The sequence below is a fragment of the Caballeronia sp. TF1N1 genome, assembly GCF_022878925.1.
Taxonomy (GTDB): domain Bacteria; phylum Pseudomonadota; class Gammaproteobacteria; order Burkholderiales; family Burkholderiaceae; genus Caballeronia.
Window position 1 is genome coordinate 42,780 of sequence record NZ_CP084626.1, and the last position, 13,379, is coordinate 56,158.

14 protein-coding genes are annotated in these 13,379 nt (G+C 61.4%); 7 read left to right on the forward strand and 7 right to left on the reverse strand.

Translation table 11 applies throughout. The annotated features are described in order from the left end of the window. Positions 1-138: 138 nt before the first annotated feature. The gene (locus LDZ28_RS00200) at positions 139-1,182 is read right to left on the reverse strand and encodes a rod shape-determining protein (protein ID WP_004189550.1); all 1,044 of its coding nucleotides are present in this window, start codon (positions 1,180-1,182) and stop codon (positions 139-141) included. A gap of 388 nt (positions 1,183-1,570) precedes the next feature. On the opposite strand from LDZ28_RS00200, the gene gatC reads away from it, so the two are divergent. The 5 genes from gatC (at position 1,571) to LDZ28_RS00225 (ending at position 6,706) form a co-directional block, all read left to right on the forward strand. Further along, entirely contained in the window at positions 1,571-1,870 is a 300-nt protein-coding gene (gene gatC / locus LDZ28_RS00205; RefSeq protein ID WP_244826745.1) for an Asp-tRNA(Asn)/Glu-tRNA(Gln) amidotransferase subunit GatC, read from the forward strand. Between the two features lie 90 nt (positions 1,871-1,960). Beyond that, on the forward strand, positions 1,961-3,454 hold the full coding sequence (gatA, locus tag LDZ28_RS00210) for an Asp-tRNA(Asn)/Glu-tRNA(Gln) amidotransferase subunit GatA (RefSeq protein WP_244826746.1): 1,494 nt from the start codon (positions 1,961-1,963) through the stop codon (positions 3,452-3,454). Further along, positions 3,451-4,926 (forward strand): Asp-tRNA(Asn)/Glu-tRNA(Gln) amidotransferase subunit GatB, encoded by a 1,476-nt coding sequence (gatB, locus tag LDZ28_RS00215; protein ID WP_244826747.1) that lies wholly within the window; start codon positions 3,451-3,453, stop codon positions 4,924-4,926. The genes gatA and gatB overlap by 4 nt, the downstream gene beginning before the upstream one ends. Positions 4,927-5,064: 138 nt before the next feature. After that, positions 5,065-5,904 (forward strand): PPK2 family polyphosphate kinase, encoded by an 840-nt coding sequence (locus tag LDZ28_RS00220; protein WP_244826748.1) that lies wholly within the window; start codon positions 5,065-5,067, stop codon positions 5,902-5,904. A 19-nt stretch (positions 5,905-5,923) separates the two neighbouring features. Next, positions 5,924-6,706: an exodeoxyribonuclease III gene (locus LDZ28_RS00225; RefSeq protein WP_244826749.1), complete on the forward strand. Its 783-nt coding sequence runs from the start codon at positions 5,924-5,926 to the stop codon at positions 6,704-6,706. 1 nt (position 6,707) lies between these two features. On the opposite strand, the gene LDZ28_RS00230 is transcribed toward LDZ28_RS00225, so the two are convergent. The 4 genes from LDZ28_RS00230 to LDZ28_RS00245 are packed head-to-tail and all read right to left on the reverse strand — an operon-like array spanning position 6,708 to position 10,725. Then, positions 6,708-7,646 (reverse strand): M48 family metallopeptidase, encoded by a 939-nt coding sequence (locus LDZ28_RS00230; RefSeq protein ID WP_350030127.1) that lies wholly within the window; start codon positions 7,644-7,646, stop codon positions 6,708-6,710. Then, on the reverse strand, positions 7,628-8,914 hold the full coding sequence (locus LDZ28_RS00235; protein WP_244826750.1) for an AmpG family muropeptide MFS transporter: 1,287 nt from the start codon (positions 8,912-8,914) through the stop codon (positions 7,628-7,630). Before LDZ28_RS00235 ends, LDZ28_RS00230 begins: the two co-directional genes overlap by 19 nt. A gap of 60 nt (positions 8,915-8,974) precedes the next feature. Next, complete coding sequence (gene metW / locus LDZ28_RS00240) at positions 8,975-9,583, reverse strand: methionine biosynthesis protein MetW (protein WP_244826751.1); 609 nt, start codon at positions 9,581-9,583, stop codon at positions 8,975-8,977. After that, positions 9,580-10,725, reverse strand: a complete 1,146-nt coding sequence (locus tag LDZ28_RS00245) for a homoserine O-acetyltransferase (RefSeq protein ID WP_244826752.1) — start codon at positions 10,723-10,725, stop codon at positions 9,580-9,582. Before LDZ28_RS00245 ends, metW begins: the two co-directional genes overlap by 4 nt. Before the next feature lie 293 nt (positions 10,726-11,018). Between LDZ28_RS00245 and LDZ28_RS00250 the strand changes: the two genes are divergently transcribed. Both LDZ28_RS00250 and LDZ28_RS00255 read left to right on the forward strand, forming a co-directional pair. After that, entirely contained in the window at positions 11,019-11,300 is a 282-nt protein-coding gene (locus tag LDZ28_RS00250; protein WP_244826753.1) for a type II toxin-antitoxin system Phd/YefM family antitoxin, read from the forward strand. Further along, positions 11,297-11,617 carry a type II toxin-antitoxin system RelE/ParE family toxin gene (locus tag LDZ28_RS00255; protein WP_244826754.1) on the forward strand — a complete coding sequence of 107 codons (321 nt, stop codon included), beginning with the start codon at positions 11,297-11,299 and terminating at the stop codon, positions 11,615-11,617. The genes LDZ28_RS00250 and LDZ28_RS00255 overlap by 4 nt, the downstream gene beginning before the upstream one ends. Here the strand turns inward: LDZ28_RS00255 and LDZ28_RS00260 are convergent. Further along, on the reverse strand, positions 11,607-12,377 hold the full coding sequence (locus LDZ28_RS00260; protein ID WP_244826755.1) for a pyrimidine 5'-nucleotidase: 771 nt from the start codon (positions 12,375-12,377) through the stop codon (positions 11,607-11,609). The two genes, LDZ28_RS00255 and LDZ28_RS00260, sit on opposite strands and share 11 nt — an antisense overlap. Positions 12,378-12,453: 76 nt before the next feature. Further along, complete coding sequence (gene argB / locus LDZ28_RS00265; protein WP_244826756.1) at positions 12,454-13,353, reverse strand: acetylglutamate kinase; 900 nt, start codon at positions 13,351-13,353, stop codon at positions 12,454-12,456. Positions 13,354-13,379 lie beyond the last annotated feature (26 nt).

The following is a 13,379-nucleotide window of genomic DNA, read 5'->3' on the forward strand; positions in this document are numbered from 1 at the left end:
GAGCCTGCCCTACGCTGTTTCAACAACGGCCCGGACATGAGCCGGGCCGTGTGCGCGTCGCGTTACGCGGGTGCGTTCAGACTGCGCGTTGAAGACCGTGAGGTCGTGGAACAGCAAAGTCTGAAGGTCACGGCCGTATCACTCGTAGGAGAAGATGCTGCCGAGCTTGTCCATGCGTTCGAGCGCCATGCCCGAACCGCGCACGACGCAGGTCAGCGGATCTTCCGCGACTAGCACCGGCAAGCCGGTTTCTTCCGCGAGCAGACGGTCGAGATCGCGCAACAGCGCGCCGCCGCCAGTCAGCATCATGCCGCGTTCGGCGATATCCGCGCCGAGTTCCGGCGGAGTTTGTTCCAGCGCGATCTTCACCGACGAGACGATCTGATTCAGCGGGTCGGTCAGCGCTTCGAGAATTTCGTTGCTGGAAATGGTGAAGCTGCGCGGAATGCCTTCGGAAAGATTGCGGCCCTTGACTTCCATCTCCTTCACTTCGGAGCCGGGGAACGCCGAACCGATTTCCTTCTTGATGGCTTCAGCCGTTTGCTCGCCGATCAACATGCCGTAGTTGCGACGGATGTAGTTGACGATGGCTTCATCGAACTTGTCGCCGCCAACGCGCACCGAGCCTTTGTACACGATGCCGCCAAGCGAGATGACGCCGACTTCCGTCGTGCCGCCGCCGATGTCGACGACCATGGAGCCCGTGGCTTCCGAAACCGGCAGACCTGCGCCGATGGCAGCGGCCATGGGTTCTTCAATGAGATAAACCTGCGAGGCGCCCGCGCCGTGCGCTGCTTCCTTGATGGCGCGGCGCTCGACTTGCGTGGACCCGCACGGCACGCAGATGATGATGCGCGGCGACGGCGAGAACATGCGGGATTCATGTGCAGTCTTGATGAACTGCTTGATCATCTGCTCGGTAACGGTGAAGTCGGCGATCACGCCGTCCTTCATCGGGCGGATGGCCTCGATGTTGCCCGGCACTTTGCCGAGCATCTGTTTGGCTTCCTTGCCGACTGCCTGAATGGTCTTCTTGCCGTTCGGGCCGCCTTCCTGGCGAATTGAAACGACCGATGGCTCGTCGAGGACGATGCCCTTGCCGCGCATGTAGATCAGCGTGTTGGCGGTGCCGAGGTCAATCGCCAGGTCGTTGGAAAAGTAGCTGCGCAAAAAACCGAACATTCAAAAATCCTGTCTCGCTGGGTGGCCGTGCGTCGCTATGAGCGCCGGGGACGGCAGCGGAAAAAATAACGGTTTGCCGGGGCGGCGAAGGTTCGCCGTGAAGTGCAAATCCGCGAGGAAATCTACCGCAGGATGAGACGTGTCGCGTAAACGTTTCTCGCAATTTAACGATTCAAGGAGAAAGCCGCTGGCAGGTCAATCCAGATGTGAGTCGAACGTGTAATGATACCTTATAATTTGGGCGTATCTATAGGAAAAGGATGGCACTTTTTGCCGTCGCCAGTCTGCTTTTTAGCGCTTTTCCCAGGATCGCAACGCGCGCCGCAAACGATCGCGGCGCAGTGTGTTTTCGAGATTGGGAAGTCCACGCTTATCTCCGGTGATTTTCATGTCTTTGACCCTGACCGACGTAAAACGTATCGCGCATCTCGCGCGGCTCGAGTTGCCCGAACACGAGGCAGAACCCACGCTCGCGCGCCTGAATGACTTCTTCGGTCTCGTCGAACAGATGCAGGCCGTGGATACCTCCGGCATCGAACCGCTTGCGCATCCGATCGAACAGATCGAGGAAGTCGCGCTGCGCCTGCGCGACGACGCAGTTTCAGAGCGCGTCGAGCGCGAAGAGTTCCAGCGCAGTGCGCCAGCCGTTCAAGACGGGCTGTATCTGGTGCCGAAGGTCATCGAATAACGCAATCGAACAAGTAACGCGTCGGGCGTATCCAGCGCCGAAACGACACTCCCGCGCGGCGTTCACCGCCGCGCTCATCAGGGAACTGCAATGCATCAGAAAAGTTTGACCGAACTGCGCGCCGCGCTCGACTCCAAGGAAATCTCCGCGGTCGAGCTGGCGCAGTCGTATCTGCAGCGCATCGAGGCCGCGAAGAATCTGAACGCCTTCATCGGCATGGACCGCGACCTCACGCTCGCTCAGGCTAAAGCCGCCGACGCGCTCATCGCGGAAGGAAAGGCGGGCGCGCTCACCGGTTTGCCGATTGCGCACAAGGACGTGTTCGTGACGCGCGGCTGGGCATCCACGGCCGGTTCGCACATGCTCGAAAACTACGCAAGCCCGTTTGATGCCACCGTCGTCGATCGCTTGAAGCAAGCGGGCATGGTCTGTCTCGGCAAGACCAACATGGACGAGTTCGCCATGGGCTCGTCCAACGAGAATTCGTACTTCGGCGCGGTGAAAAATCCGTGGGACCTGAAGGCCGTGCCGGGCGGTTCGTCGGGCGGCTCGGCCGCTGCCGTCGCCGCGCGTCTTGCGCCCGCCGCGACCGGCACCGACACGGGCGGCTCCATTCGCCAGCCCGCGTCGTTCACCGGCATCACCGGTATCAAGCCGACTTACGGCCGCGTGTCGCGTTACGGCATGATCGCGTTCGCGTCGTCGCTGGATCAGGGCGGGCCGATGGCTCAGACCGCCGCGGACTGCGCGCTCTTGCTCAACGCAATGGGTGGCTTCGACGAACGCGACTCCACCAGCCTGCAACGCGACAGCGAAGACTACACGCGCCATCTCGGCCAGACGTGGAACGGCGGCGACGCGCAAAAGCCGCTCGCCGGATTGCGTATCGGCATGCCGAAGGAGTACTTCGGCGCAGGCCTTGCCGACGACGTGCGCGCCGCCATCGACGCCGCGTTGAAGCAATACGAAGCGCTCGGCGCGACGCTCGTCGAAGTATCGTTGCCGAAGACCGAGCTTTCCATTCCCGTGTACTACATCATCGCGCCGGCGGAGGCCTCGTCGAATCTGTCGCGTTTCGACGGCGTGCGCTACGGGCATCGCGCGGCGCACTACACGGACTTGCTCGACATGTACAAGAAGTCGCGCGCGGAAGGCTTCGGTCCCGAAGTGAAGCGGCGCATTCTGGTTGGCACGTACGTGTTGTCGCATGGCTACTACGACGCGTATTACCTTCAAGCGCAGAAGATTCGCCGCATCATCGCGCGCGATTTCCAGGAAGCGTTCAAGCGGTGCGACGTCATCATGGGACCGGTCGCGCCGTCGGTCGCGTGGAATCTCGGCGAGAAGGCCGACGATCCCGTGCAGATGTATCTCGCCGATATCTACACGCTCTCCGTGAGCCTCGCGGGTCTGCCCGGCATGAGCGTGCCGTGCGGTTTCGGCGCAGGCCCGAATGCGAATCGGCCGGTCGGTCTGCAGATCGTCGGCAACTATTTCAACGAAGCCCGGATGCTTCAGGTCGCCGACGCGTTCCAGCGCGCGACCGACTGGCATGCCAAGGCACCATCGGCAGCGGGAGTATGAGCATGCAGTGGGAAGTCGTCATCGGTCTGGAAACGCATGCGCAGTTATCCACCGTTTCCAAGATTTTCTCGGGCGCGGCAACGCAGTTCGGCGCAGCGCCGAACACGCAAGCCTGTCCCGTCGATCTCGCGTTGCCGGGCGTGCTGCCCGTGATGAATCGCGGCGCGGTCGAACGCGCGATTCGCTTCGGCTTGTCGATCGGCGCTCATATCGCGCCGCGCAGCGTCTTCGCGCGCAAGAACTACTTCTATCCGGATCTGCCGAAGGGCTATCAGATCAGCCAGTACGAGATTCCTGTCGTGCAGGGCGGCCAGCTCACCATCCAGGTTCCAGCCAATGAAAAGGCCGGCAAGGAAGCATACGAGAAGACCGTCAATCTGACGCGCGCTCACCTCGAGGAAGACGCGGGCAAGTCGCTGCACGAAGACTTCGCGGGCATGACGGGCATCGATTTGAATCGCGCGGGCACGCCGCTGCTCGAGATCGTCACCGAGCCGGAAATGCGCAGCGCGGCGGAAGCGGTTGCGTATGCGAAGGCGTTGCATGGTCTCGTCGTGTGGCTCGGCATCTGCGACGGCAACATGCAGGAAGGCTCGTTCCGTTGCGATGCCAACGTGTCGGTGCGCCTGGTCGGCCAGAAGGAATTCGGCACGCGCGCGGAGATCAAGAACCTGAATTCGTTCCGGTTCCTCGAAGAAGCGATTCAATATGAAGTACGCCGTCAGATCGAACTGATCGAAGACGGCGGCACCGTCGTGCAAGAGACGCGTCTTTACGATCCCGACAAGCGCGAAACGCGCTCCATGCGCAGCAAGGAAGACGCGCACGACTACCGCTATTTCCCAGACCCGGACTTGATGCCCCTGGTTATCGAGGAAAGCTGGGTGGCGCGCGTGAAGTCGGAACTGCCGGAGTTGCCAGCCGACATGCAGAAGCGTTTCGCCGAAACGTACGGCTTGACGCCTTACGACGCCGGCGTGCTCACGTCGTCGAAGGCAATGGCTTCATATTTCGAAGCCGTCGTGCAGGCGGCGGGCGCGGCGCAGGCGAAGATCGCCGCTAATTGGCTCATGGGCGACGTCTCCGCGCAACTGAACCGCGAATCGCTCGACATCGGCGAGTCGCCGGTCGCGGCGGCACAACTCGCGCTGCTTCTGCAACGCATTGCGGATGGCACCATCTCCAACAAGATCGCGAAGGACATTTTCCAGGCGATCTGGGACGAGAAGGCAACCGACGTGGGCGCGGCGGACCGCATCATCGAGGCGAAGGGGCTCAAGCAGATTTCCGATACCGGCGCGCTCGAAGCGATCATCGACGAGGTGCTCGCGGCGAACCAGAAATCGGTGGAAGAATTCCGCGCGGGCAAGGAAAAGGCGTTCAACGCGCTGATCGGCCAGGCAATGAAGGCGACCAAGGGCAAGGCAAACCCGCAGCAGGTAAACGAGCTTCTGAAGAAAAAGCTATCCTGAGCGAGCACTTGGGCGAACTCCTCCGCGTCGACGGAGAGCCGGTCGCCTGGAAGTAGCACGACGAACGGGCTGTTGCCGTCTAGCTTGGCAGCGGCCCGTTTTCATTGGCGTTTCGGGATAGAACAAAAGGTTGGCGACATGGCAAAGAAACCGTCTCTGGACGACTTCCTCGTCCCGTATTTCGATGACGACAAGAAGGTCAAGCCCTTCGATCTGAGTTCGATCGATCCATCCGGCAAGCCGTTTTCGAACGGCTCGAAAGACGAAGACCGCGACCGGCTCGCGGCAATCGGCGCGCAGCTCGACGACCTGCAGGAGAAGCTGCACGCGCGGCGTCTTCGGCGCGTGCTGCTCGTGCTGCAAGGCATGGACACGAGCGGCAAGGACGGTACGGTGCGCGCGGTGTTCCATGACGTCGATCCGCTCGGCTTGCGCATCGTGCCGTTTCGCGCGCCTTCCGAGCGCGAGGCCTCGCACGATTTCCTCTGGCGCGTGCACGCGCAGGCGCCGATGGCCGGCGAGTTCGCTGTCTTCAATCGCAGCCACTATGAAGACGTGCTCGTGCCGCGGGTGATGAAGTCTATCGACGATGACGAATGCGAGCGCCGTTACCGGCATATTCGCGAGTTCGAGGCGTTGCTCGCGGATAGCGGTACGACCATCGTCAAATGCTTTCTGCATATCTCGAAGGACGAGCAGCGCGAGCGCTTGCAAGCGCGTATCGACGATCCGACCAAGCACTGGAAGTTCGATGTCTCCGATCTCGACGCGCGCAAGCTGTGGGACGAATATCAGCGCTCGTATGAGCTGGCGTTAGGCGCGACCTCGACCGAATACGCGCCGTGGTACATCATTCCCGGCGATTCGAAACCGCATCGCAACGTGATGGTCGCGGAGCTTTTGCTGCGCACGATGCAAGGCATGAAACTCGAATTTCCGGCCGCCAAGGAATCGCTCAAGGGCGTGAAGGTCGAATGAACAAGGAAAGAGGACAAGTATGTTTCGGGTGATTACCGCCAATCTGAATGGCATCCGTTCGGCGGCCAAGAAAGGTTTCTTCGACTGGTTTGGCGAGCAGAAATCGGACGTCGTGTGCGTGCAGGAAATCAAGTGTTCGCAGGACGATCTCACGCCGGAGTTTCTCGCGCCGCACGGTTTCAAGGGTTATTTCCAGCACGCGGTGAAGAAGGGTTATAGCGGCGCGGGTTTGTACACGCGTCACGAGCCGGACGATGTCGTGATCGGCTTCGGCAGTGCGGAGTTCGATCCCGAAGGACGTTACGTGGAAGCGCGTTTCGGCAAGCTGTCCGTGGTGTCGGTGTATGTCCCGTCCGGGTCGAGCGGCGAAGAGCGGCAGCAGGCGAAGTATCGTTTCATGGACGAATTCATGCCGCATCTCGCCGGGCTTTCGCAAGAGCGTGAGGTGATCGTGTGCGGTGACGTGAATATCGTGCACAAGGAAATTGACATCAAGAACTGGAAGAGCAACCAGAAGAACTCGGGTTGTCTGCCGCAAGAGCGCGAGTGGCTCACGAAGCTTTTCGACGATGTCGGTTACGTCGATGTCTTTCGCACGCTCGACCAGCGTGCCGAGCAATACACGTGGTGGAGCAATCGCGGGCAGGCGTACGCGAAGAACGTGGGGTGGCGTATCGACTATCAAATCGCGACGCAGGAAGTCGCGGCGACCGCCAAGAAGACTTCCATTTTCCGCGACATTAAATTCAGCGATCACGCGCCGCTGACTATCGATTACAACTGGAAGATTGGGAAGAAGTAGGCTAACGCCCGCCCTTCTTAAACCGCCCCAACCCGCCGTAATTCGGCAACTGATCGATGCTCTTTCCCACCGCTTTGGCATACAGCGGCATCATGTCCGGCAGGCGCTTGAGCAAGTCCTGCCGGCGCTCCGGCCCATACGGATGCATCCAGATGAAACCGTTGTCGGAGCGTCGCGTGGCGGTATCGATCTTGTTCCACAAGGTGACGGCCGCGCGCGGATCGTAACCTGCGCGCGAAGCGATCTCGCTGCCGATGACATCCGCTTCGGTCTCGTCGGCGGGGGCGTATTTCATGGCCAGCAACTGATCGCCGATGCCAAGCGGCTGCGAACCGTAATCGGTAAAGCCGAAAAGCTGCGGCATGGTACCCGACGACAACTGCTGCGCCTGCTGCCGCCCGAGCCGCTCGCGCGCATGTTCGCGCAGCGCGTGCGCGATCTCATGGCCGATCATCATGCCGATCTCGTTGTCGTTCAGATGCAGCTTGTCGATGAGCCCGCTATACACCACGATCTTGCCGCCCGGCAAACAGTACATGCGCACTTCGGGCGACTTGATGACGTTGATTTCCCACTTCCAGTTCTTCGCGCGGTCATTCCACTTGAGCGCGAACGGAATCTCGTGAGTGGCGATATCGCGCACGCGTTTGACGAGCGGATTGTCATTGCCGAGCAGTGTCTTGTTGCGCTCGGCGTCGTGAATGATCTGCGCATATTCATCGCTTGCCTGCTGTTCGAGCGTCGCGGGCGGAATCAGATTGCGGAACAACGCCGAGTTGCCGAAGCGGATCTGGCTGTTCGGCGCCGTGTAAGGCGGCGCGCGCTCTTCGTCCTGCGCGCGCGCGGACATGGGCGCGAGCGTCGCCAGCATGAGCGCGCAGATGAGCGCGCCAAGCGTGGGCCGGGCCGGCATCGATACCGTCATCGTGGCGTTCTCCATGGCGCGATCTTCGGCAACAGTAGCATGCCGGGTATGGACAGCGCGACGCACACCATGAAGTACGGAAACCATCCTGTTTCACTCACGATAAAGCCGCTGCCCGCCGCCGCGAAAGTCCGTGGCACGGCGGCGAGGCTCGTGAAGAGCGCGAACTGAGTCGCGGTGTAGCGCGGATCGGTCGTGCTCGCGATATATGCCGTGAATGTGGCGAGCGTGAGGCCCGTCGCGAACGTTTCGAAGCCGTAAAGCACCGCGAGCGCGGCGGGCGACGGCCCGATTTTCGTGAGCCACGCAAAGCCGAGCGTCGCGATGATCTGCAAGAAGCCGAAGACCCAGAGTCCGCGCGCAATGCCGATCTTCACGAGGCAGATACCGCCGATCAAGCCACCCGCGATGCTCGCCCAGAACGCCACCGCTTTCGCTATCACGCCGATCTGCGTGAGCGTGAAGCCTACGTCGATGAAGAACTTCGTGGCAAGCGCGGTCGCCATGGTGTCGCCGAGCTTGTAGAGGAAGATGAAGCCCAGCACCAGCAGCGCGGATTGCCAGCCATTGCGCGTGATGAACTCGTGGAACGGCTCGACGATCGCCTCGCGCAACGTCTTGGGTGGCGCGCCGTGAATGGCCGGCTCCTTGACCACGAGCGTCATGATGAGGCCCGGCAGCATGAACGCGGCGGTGATCAGAAACACGGTCTTCCACGGAAGAACGTTCGTGAGAATCAGCGAAAGCGAGCCAGGCACGAGCCCCGCCACTTTGTACGCGTTGACATGAACCGCGTTGCCGAGACCTTGCTCGGTATCGGCGAGCAGTTCGCGGCGGTACGCATCGATGACGATATCCTGACTCGCACTGAAGAACGCGACGAGCGCGGCGATGGCCGCAACCGCCCACAGGTTCTGCGCGGGCGAAAAGAACCCGAAGGAGCCGATAGCCACCATCACGAGCACTTGCGCGACGAACATCCAGCCGCGCCGTCGGCCCGGACGCCAGCCCGGAAAGCGCGGAATGAAGCGGTCCATCAGCGGCGACCAGACGAACTTCCACGTATAGGGAAGCCCGATCAGCGCGAAGAGGCCGATCTCCTTGACGTTGACGCCCGCAGTCGAGAGCCACGCCTGCAACAGGCTGTAGAGCGTGAAGAGCGGCAGTCCGGACGTGAAGCCGAGAAAGACGCAAATGAGGATGCGCGCGTTGAGGAACGCGTGCAAGCCGGGATCTTCTTCGTGAGCTGTAAGAGCGGGCGCCTCGCGTGGCGTTTCGGGCATATCGATGTGGGTAATACGTCGTGGTGGTGCGTTTCGATGCGTGACGGGCCGATTTCGAACTCAACGGCGCTTCACGCGATAGACCGCAAGACTACCACGCCAGTTCGCGCCCCAACGGACCGTTTGACCGTCGTGCAGCACCACGCGGTCCAGTATCTCGATGCCCACTTCGGGCGCGAGCGCCTCGAAGTCCTTGATGGTCAGAACGCGCACGTTCGGCGTGTTATGCCATTGATACGGCAGCGATTTCGAAACCGGCATGCGCCCTTGAATAACCGAGAGCCGATGCTGCCAGTACCCGAAGTTGGGGAACGAGACAATGCATTCGCGACCCACGCGAACGGTTTCACTCAAGATCGCCGCGGTCTGATGAATGGTCTGCAGCGTCTGCGAAAGCACGGCGAAATCGAAGCTGTCGTCTTCGAAAAGACGCAGGCCGTCTTCGAGATTCTGCTGGATCACGTTCACGCCTTTTTGCGCGCACGCGAGCACGCCGGCGTCGTTGATTTCGATGCCGTAACCGTGCACTTCGAGTTCTTCGCCGAGCAGCGAGAGCAGCGAACCGTCGCCACAACCGAGATCGAGCACGGAGGAACGCGGTTCGACCCAGCGCGCGATGGCGCGAAAGTCCGAACGCAGCGCGAGGGAATCGAGAGTGTGCTGGTTCATGCGCCGATCTCCGTGGCAATGCGTTCGTAATAGGCGCGCATCAGGTTGTGATAGCGCGCGTCGTCGAGCAGGAAGGCGTCGTGGCCGTGCGGCGCGTCGATCTCCGCGTAGCTCACGGTGCGCTTGTTGTCGAGCAGCGCTTTGACGATCTCGCGGGAACGCGCGGGCGCGAAACGCCAGTCGGTCGTAAAGCTCGCGATCAGATACTTCGCCGTGGTGTTGGCGAGCGCGCGGCGCAGGTCGCCTTCGAAGGCCTTGGCGGGATCGAAATAATCGAGCGCGCGCGTGATGAGCAGGTACGTGTTGGCGTCGAAGTATTCGGCGAACTTGTCGGCCTGATAGCGCAGATACGACTCCACTTCGAACTCGACGTCGAAGTTGAAGTTGTACGCGTCGAGCGCGCCTTCGGCACGGCGCAGCGCGCGGCCGAACTTCACGGCCATGTCGTCATCCGACAGATAGGTGATATGGCCGATCATGCGTGCCACGCGCAAGCCGCGGCGCGGCTTCACGTCGTGTGCGTAGTAGTCGCCGCCGTGGAAGTCGGGGTCGGAGAGAATCGCCGAGCGCGCCGTTTCGTTGAACGCGATGTTCTGCGCCGAAAGCTTCGGCGTCGATGCCACCACGATGCAATGCCCGAGCCGCTCCGGATACATCGTGCTCCAGGCAAGCGCCTGCATGCCGCCGAGACTGCCGCCCATCACCGCCGCGAAGCGTTCAATGCCGAAGCGGTCGGCCACGCGCGCCTGCGCATGCACCCAGTCTTCCACCGTCACGACGGGAAAGCTCTTGCCGTAGGGCTTACCGCTTGTGCGGTCGATGCTCATCGGCCCGGTCGAGCCGAAACACGAACCGAGATTGTTCACGCCGATCACGAAGAAGCGGTCGGTATCGAGCGGCTTGCCCGGACCAACCATGTTGTCCCACCAGCCTACGTCTTTCGGGTTGTCGGCATAGACGCCCGCCACGTGATGCGACGCATTGAGCGCGTGGCAAACGAGCACGGCGTTCGAGCGAGCGGCGTTGAGTTCGCCGTAGGTTTCGACGACGAGTTCGTAGTCGTTGAGCGTCGAGCCGCTTTGCATGACAAGCGGCTCGGTGAAGCGCAAGGTTTGGGGAGTGACGATGCCGATTGATTCCATTCATTCCGCCTTGAAATAGCGGCTAAACGGGTGTCGGCGATGCGCGTGTGGATTGACGGCGCGGCTGACGACCTCTTTAGCCGCATTTGTATTGAACCTCCCGGCAATACCGCTTGGGAAGGTTCGCGCGCCCGCAATCGAGTCAGCAAATCGGCGCGTGTTCGAATTCAGATTGAGCGAAGAAGTATAGCGGAAAACGTAATAAAGCCGCCAATAGCGGTGCCCGGGCGTTCTGGATATGGCCCGAGTTTGTGTCTATATTGTCTAATCTGCGCGTGGGCCCTGGAGCGGAAATGAAACCGAGTCGTGTGAGGCCGCTGAGCCATCTCAAGAGCCGCGCGGCCGAAATGATCCGCAACGTCGTCGAGAGCCGCGAGCCCATGCTCATCACGCAAAACGGCGAAGGCCGGGTGGTCGTGCAGGACGTGCAGTCTTATGAAGACCTGCATCAGACCGTGGCTTTGCTCAAGATTCTGGCGATGGGGCAGAAGTACATCGAGGCCGGGCATTGCATAGACGCAATCGACCTCTTCGGCGAACTCGAACGGCTCGACAGGGAAGAAGGCGTCAAGTGAAAACCGTCTTTCTCGATCCGGTGCAGCAGGAGTTGCGCGACTATAGACGCTACGTCATCAACAAGTTCGGCAAGATGGCGTGGAAGGCCACGCGCGACGGCCTGGCCGACACCATCGCCGAGATAGAAGCGTCACCGCGCCGTGGCGCGACGCCGCCCGAACTGGTCGACTTCCGCATGACGGGATACTACGAAGTGGCGAGCGGCACCAACCGCGTCATCTACAAGGTGGATGGCGAAACCATCTACGTGCATCTCGTCGTCGATCAGCGCTCGGACCTCGAAGACATGCTCGCGCGGCGCCTCTTCAGGATGTAGTCGCTTTCGCCGCTCGAAAGCCGCCGCCGCGCATGCCGAGCGTGAGCGCGCGCAACGAACGCACGGTGCGATCCACGTAATGCGGCCGGCCCGAGCCGGGCAAGCGCTGCGAAATGCCGCCACTTGACGTGCGCGCCATCGGTAAATGGCCGACGATCCACACCGTGCGAATGCCGAGCCGCCGGTAACGCTTCAGATGCCCGCGCGTGTCTTCCACCAGAATCGCGTCTTGCAGATGCACGTGCGCGCGGCGCATCGCGCGACGAAGCATGGGCGCATCGGGCTTGGCGCGCCAGCGTTCGCCGTCGCGCATGTCCTCGATGGCGATCACGCGCTCGAACAGCTTGCCGATACCCAGTTCCGCGAGCACCGAGCGCGCGTAGAGCGTCGGTCCGTTGGTGAGCACGATCTTGCGGCCCGGCAGCGCGCGCACGATGCGCTTCAGGCCGCGCTCGGCGCGCAGCATGGACGGCAGATCGGGGAAGGTGTGGACTTCGCGCAGGAAATCGGCGGGATCGATGCCGTGATGCCGCACGAGTCCGAGCAAGGTCGCGCCGTATCGCACCGTGTAGCCGACGCGCAGCCGGTTCGCTTCGTCGATATCCACGCCCAGCCGGTCGATGATGTACTGCGTCATCGCGCGATTGATCGCCGGAAAAATCTCGTGCGACGCGTGATGCAGCGTGTTGTCGAGATCGAAGAGCCAAACTGGGCCGCGCGTTTTGACATGACGGCGGCGAGCACTGCGAGATGAACTCATGCGCGATTACGTTCGGCAAATAAAAACGCCCGCGCGGAGCAAACCGCAGCGGGCGTTGGAGGAAGAGTGACGAAGCTCAATGCGAGCGGATCATCGTGCCGAACGGCTGCTCGGTCAGAATTTCGAGCAGCACCGAATGCTCGATACGCCCGTCGATGATGTGCACCGAACGCACGCCGCTTTTCGCCGCATCCAGCGCGGAGGAAATTTTCGGCAACATGCCACCGGAGATGGTGCCGTCGGCGAAGAGGGCGTCGATCTCGCGCGCGGAAAGATCGGTGAGAAGATTGCCTTCCTTGTCCATCACGCCGGGAATGTTGGTCATCATCACGAGCTTTTCGGCGTTCAGGACGACCGCCAGCTTGCCCGCGACCAGATCCGCGTTGATGTTGTAGGAGAGTCCGTCTTCGCCGAAACCGATAGGCGAGATGACCGGAATGAACGCGTCGTCCTGCAGCGCCTTCACCACCGCCGGGTTGATGGACTCCACTTCGCCCACCTGACCGATGTCGATGAACTGGCCCGGATTATCGCGATCCGGCATCATCAGCTTGCGTGCGTGGATGAGCCCGCCGTCCTTGCCGGTCAAGCCGACCGCCTGACCGCCGAAATGGTTGATGAGCGTGACGATGTCCTGCTGTACCTCGCCGCCGAGCACCCATTCGACCACTTCCATGGTCTCTTCGTCGGTGACGCGCATGCCCTGAATGAAGGTGCCCTGCTTGCCGATCTTCTTGAGCGCCTGGTCGATCTGCGGACCGCCGCCGTGCACGATCACCGGATTGATGCCGACGAGCTTCAGGAGGATCACGTCGCGCGCGAAGCCTTGCTTGAGGCGCTCTTCGGTCATTGCGTTGCCGCCGTATTTGATCACGACCGTCTTGCCGTGATACTGACGGATATAAGGCAGCGCCTCGGCCAGAATTTCGGCTTTCAGCGTAGGCGCGATCTGCGTGAGGTCAGGTAGCTCGGACATGGCGGCAAATGAGGCGAGGAGCGTTT

Bases quoted from the DNA above. Each gene is read 5' to 3' on its own strand.
- LDZ28_RS00225 (WP_244826749.1), top strand. From the start codon at position 5,924: ATGTTTCGGGTGATTACCGCCAATCTGAATGGCATCCGTTCGGCGGCC.
- LDZ28_RS00220 (WP_244826748.1), top strand. From the start codon at position 5,065: ATGGCAAAGAAACCGTCTCTGGACGACTTCCTCGTCCCGTATTTCGAT.
- LDZ28_RS00230 (WP_350030127.1), bottom strand. From the start codon at position 7,646: ATGGAGAACGCCACGATGACGGTATCGATGCCGGCCCGGCCCACGCTT.
- LDZ28_RS00250 (WP_244826753.1), top strand. From the start codon at position 11,019: ATGAAACCGAGTCGTGTGAGGCCGCTGAGCCATCTCAAGAGCCGCGCG.
- LDZ28_RS00245 (WP_244826752.1), bottom strand. From the start codon at position 10,725: ATGGAATCAATCGGCATCGTCACTCCCCAAACCTTGCGCTTCACCGAG.
- LDZ28_RS00200 (WP_004189550.1), bottom strand. From the start codon at position 1,182: ATGTTCGGTTTTTTGCGCAGCTACTTTTCCAACGACCTGGCGATTGAC.
- gatB (WP_244826747.1), top strand. From the start codon at position 3,451: ATGAGCATGCAGTGGGAAGTCGTCATCGGTCTGGAAACGCATGCGCAG.
- argB (WP_244826756.1), bottom strand. From the start codon at position 13,353: ATGTCCGAGCTACCTGACCTCACGCAGATCGCGCCTACGCTGAAAGCC.
- LDZ28_RS00235 (WP_244826750.1), bottom strand. From the start codon at position 8,914: ATGCCCGAAACGCCACGCGAGGCGCCCGCTCTTACAGCTCACGAAGAA.
- gatA (WP_244826746.1), top strand. From the start codon at position 1,961: ATGCATCAGAAAAGTTTGACCGAACTGCGCGCCGCGCTCGACTCCAAG.
- gatC (WP_244826745.1), top strand. From the start codon at position 1,571: ATGTCTTTGACCCTGACCGACGTAAAACGTATCGCGCATCTCGCGCGG.
- metW (WP_244826751.1), bottom strand. From the start codon at position 9,583: ATGAACCAGCACACTCTCGATTCCCTCGCGCTGCGTTCGGACTTTCGC.
- LDZ28_RS00260 (WP_244826755.1), bottom strand. From the start codon at position 12,377: ATGAGTTCATCTCGCAGTGCTCGCCGCCGTCATGTCAAAACGCGCGGC.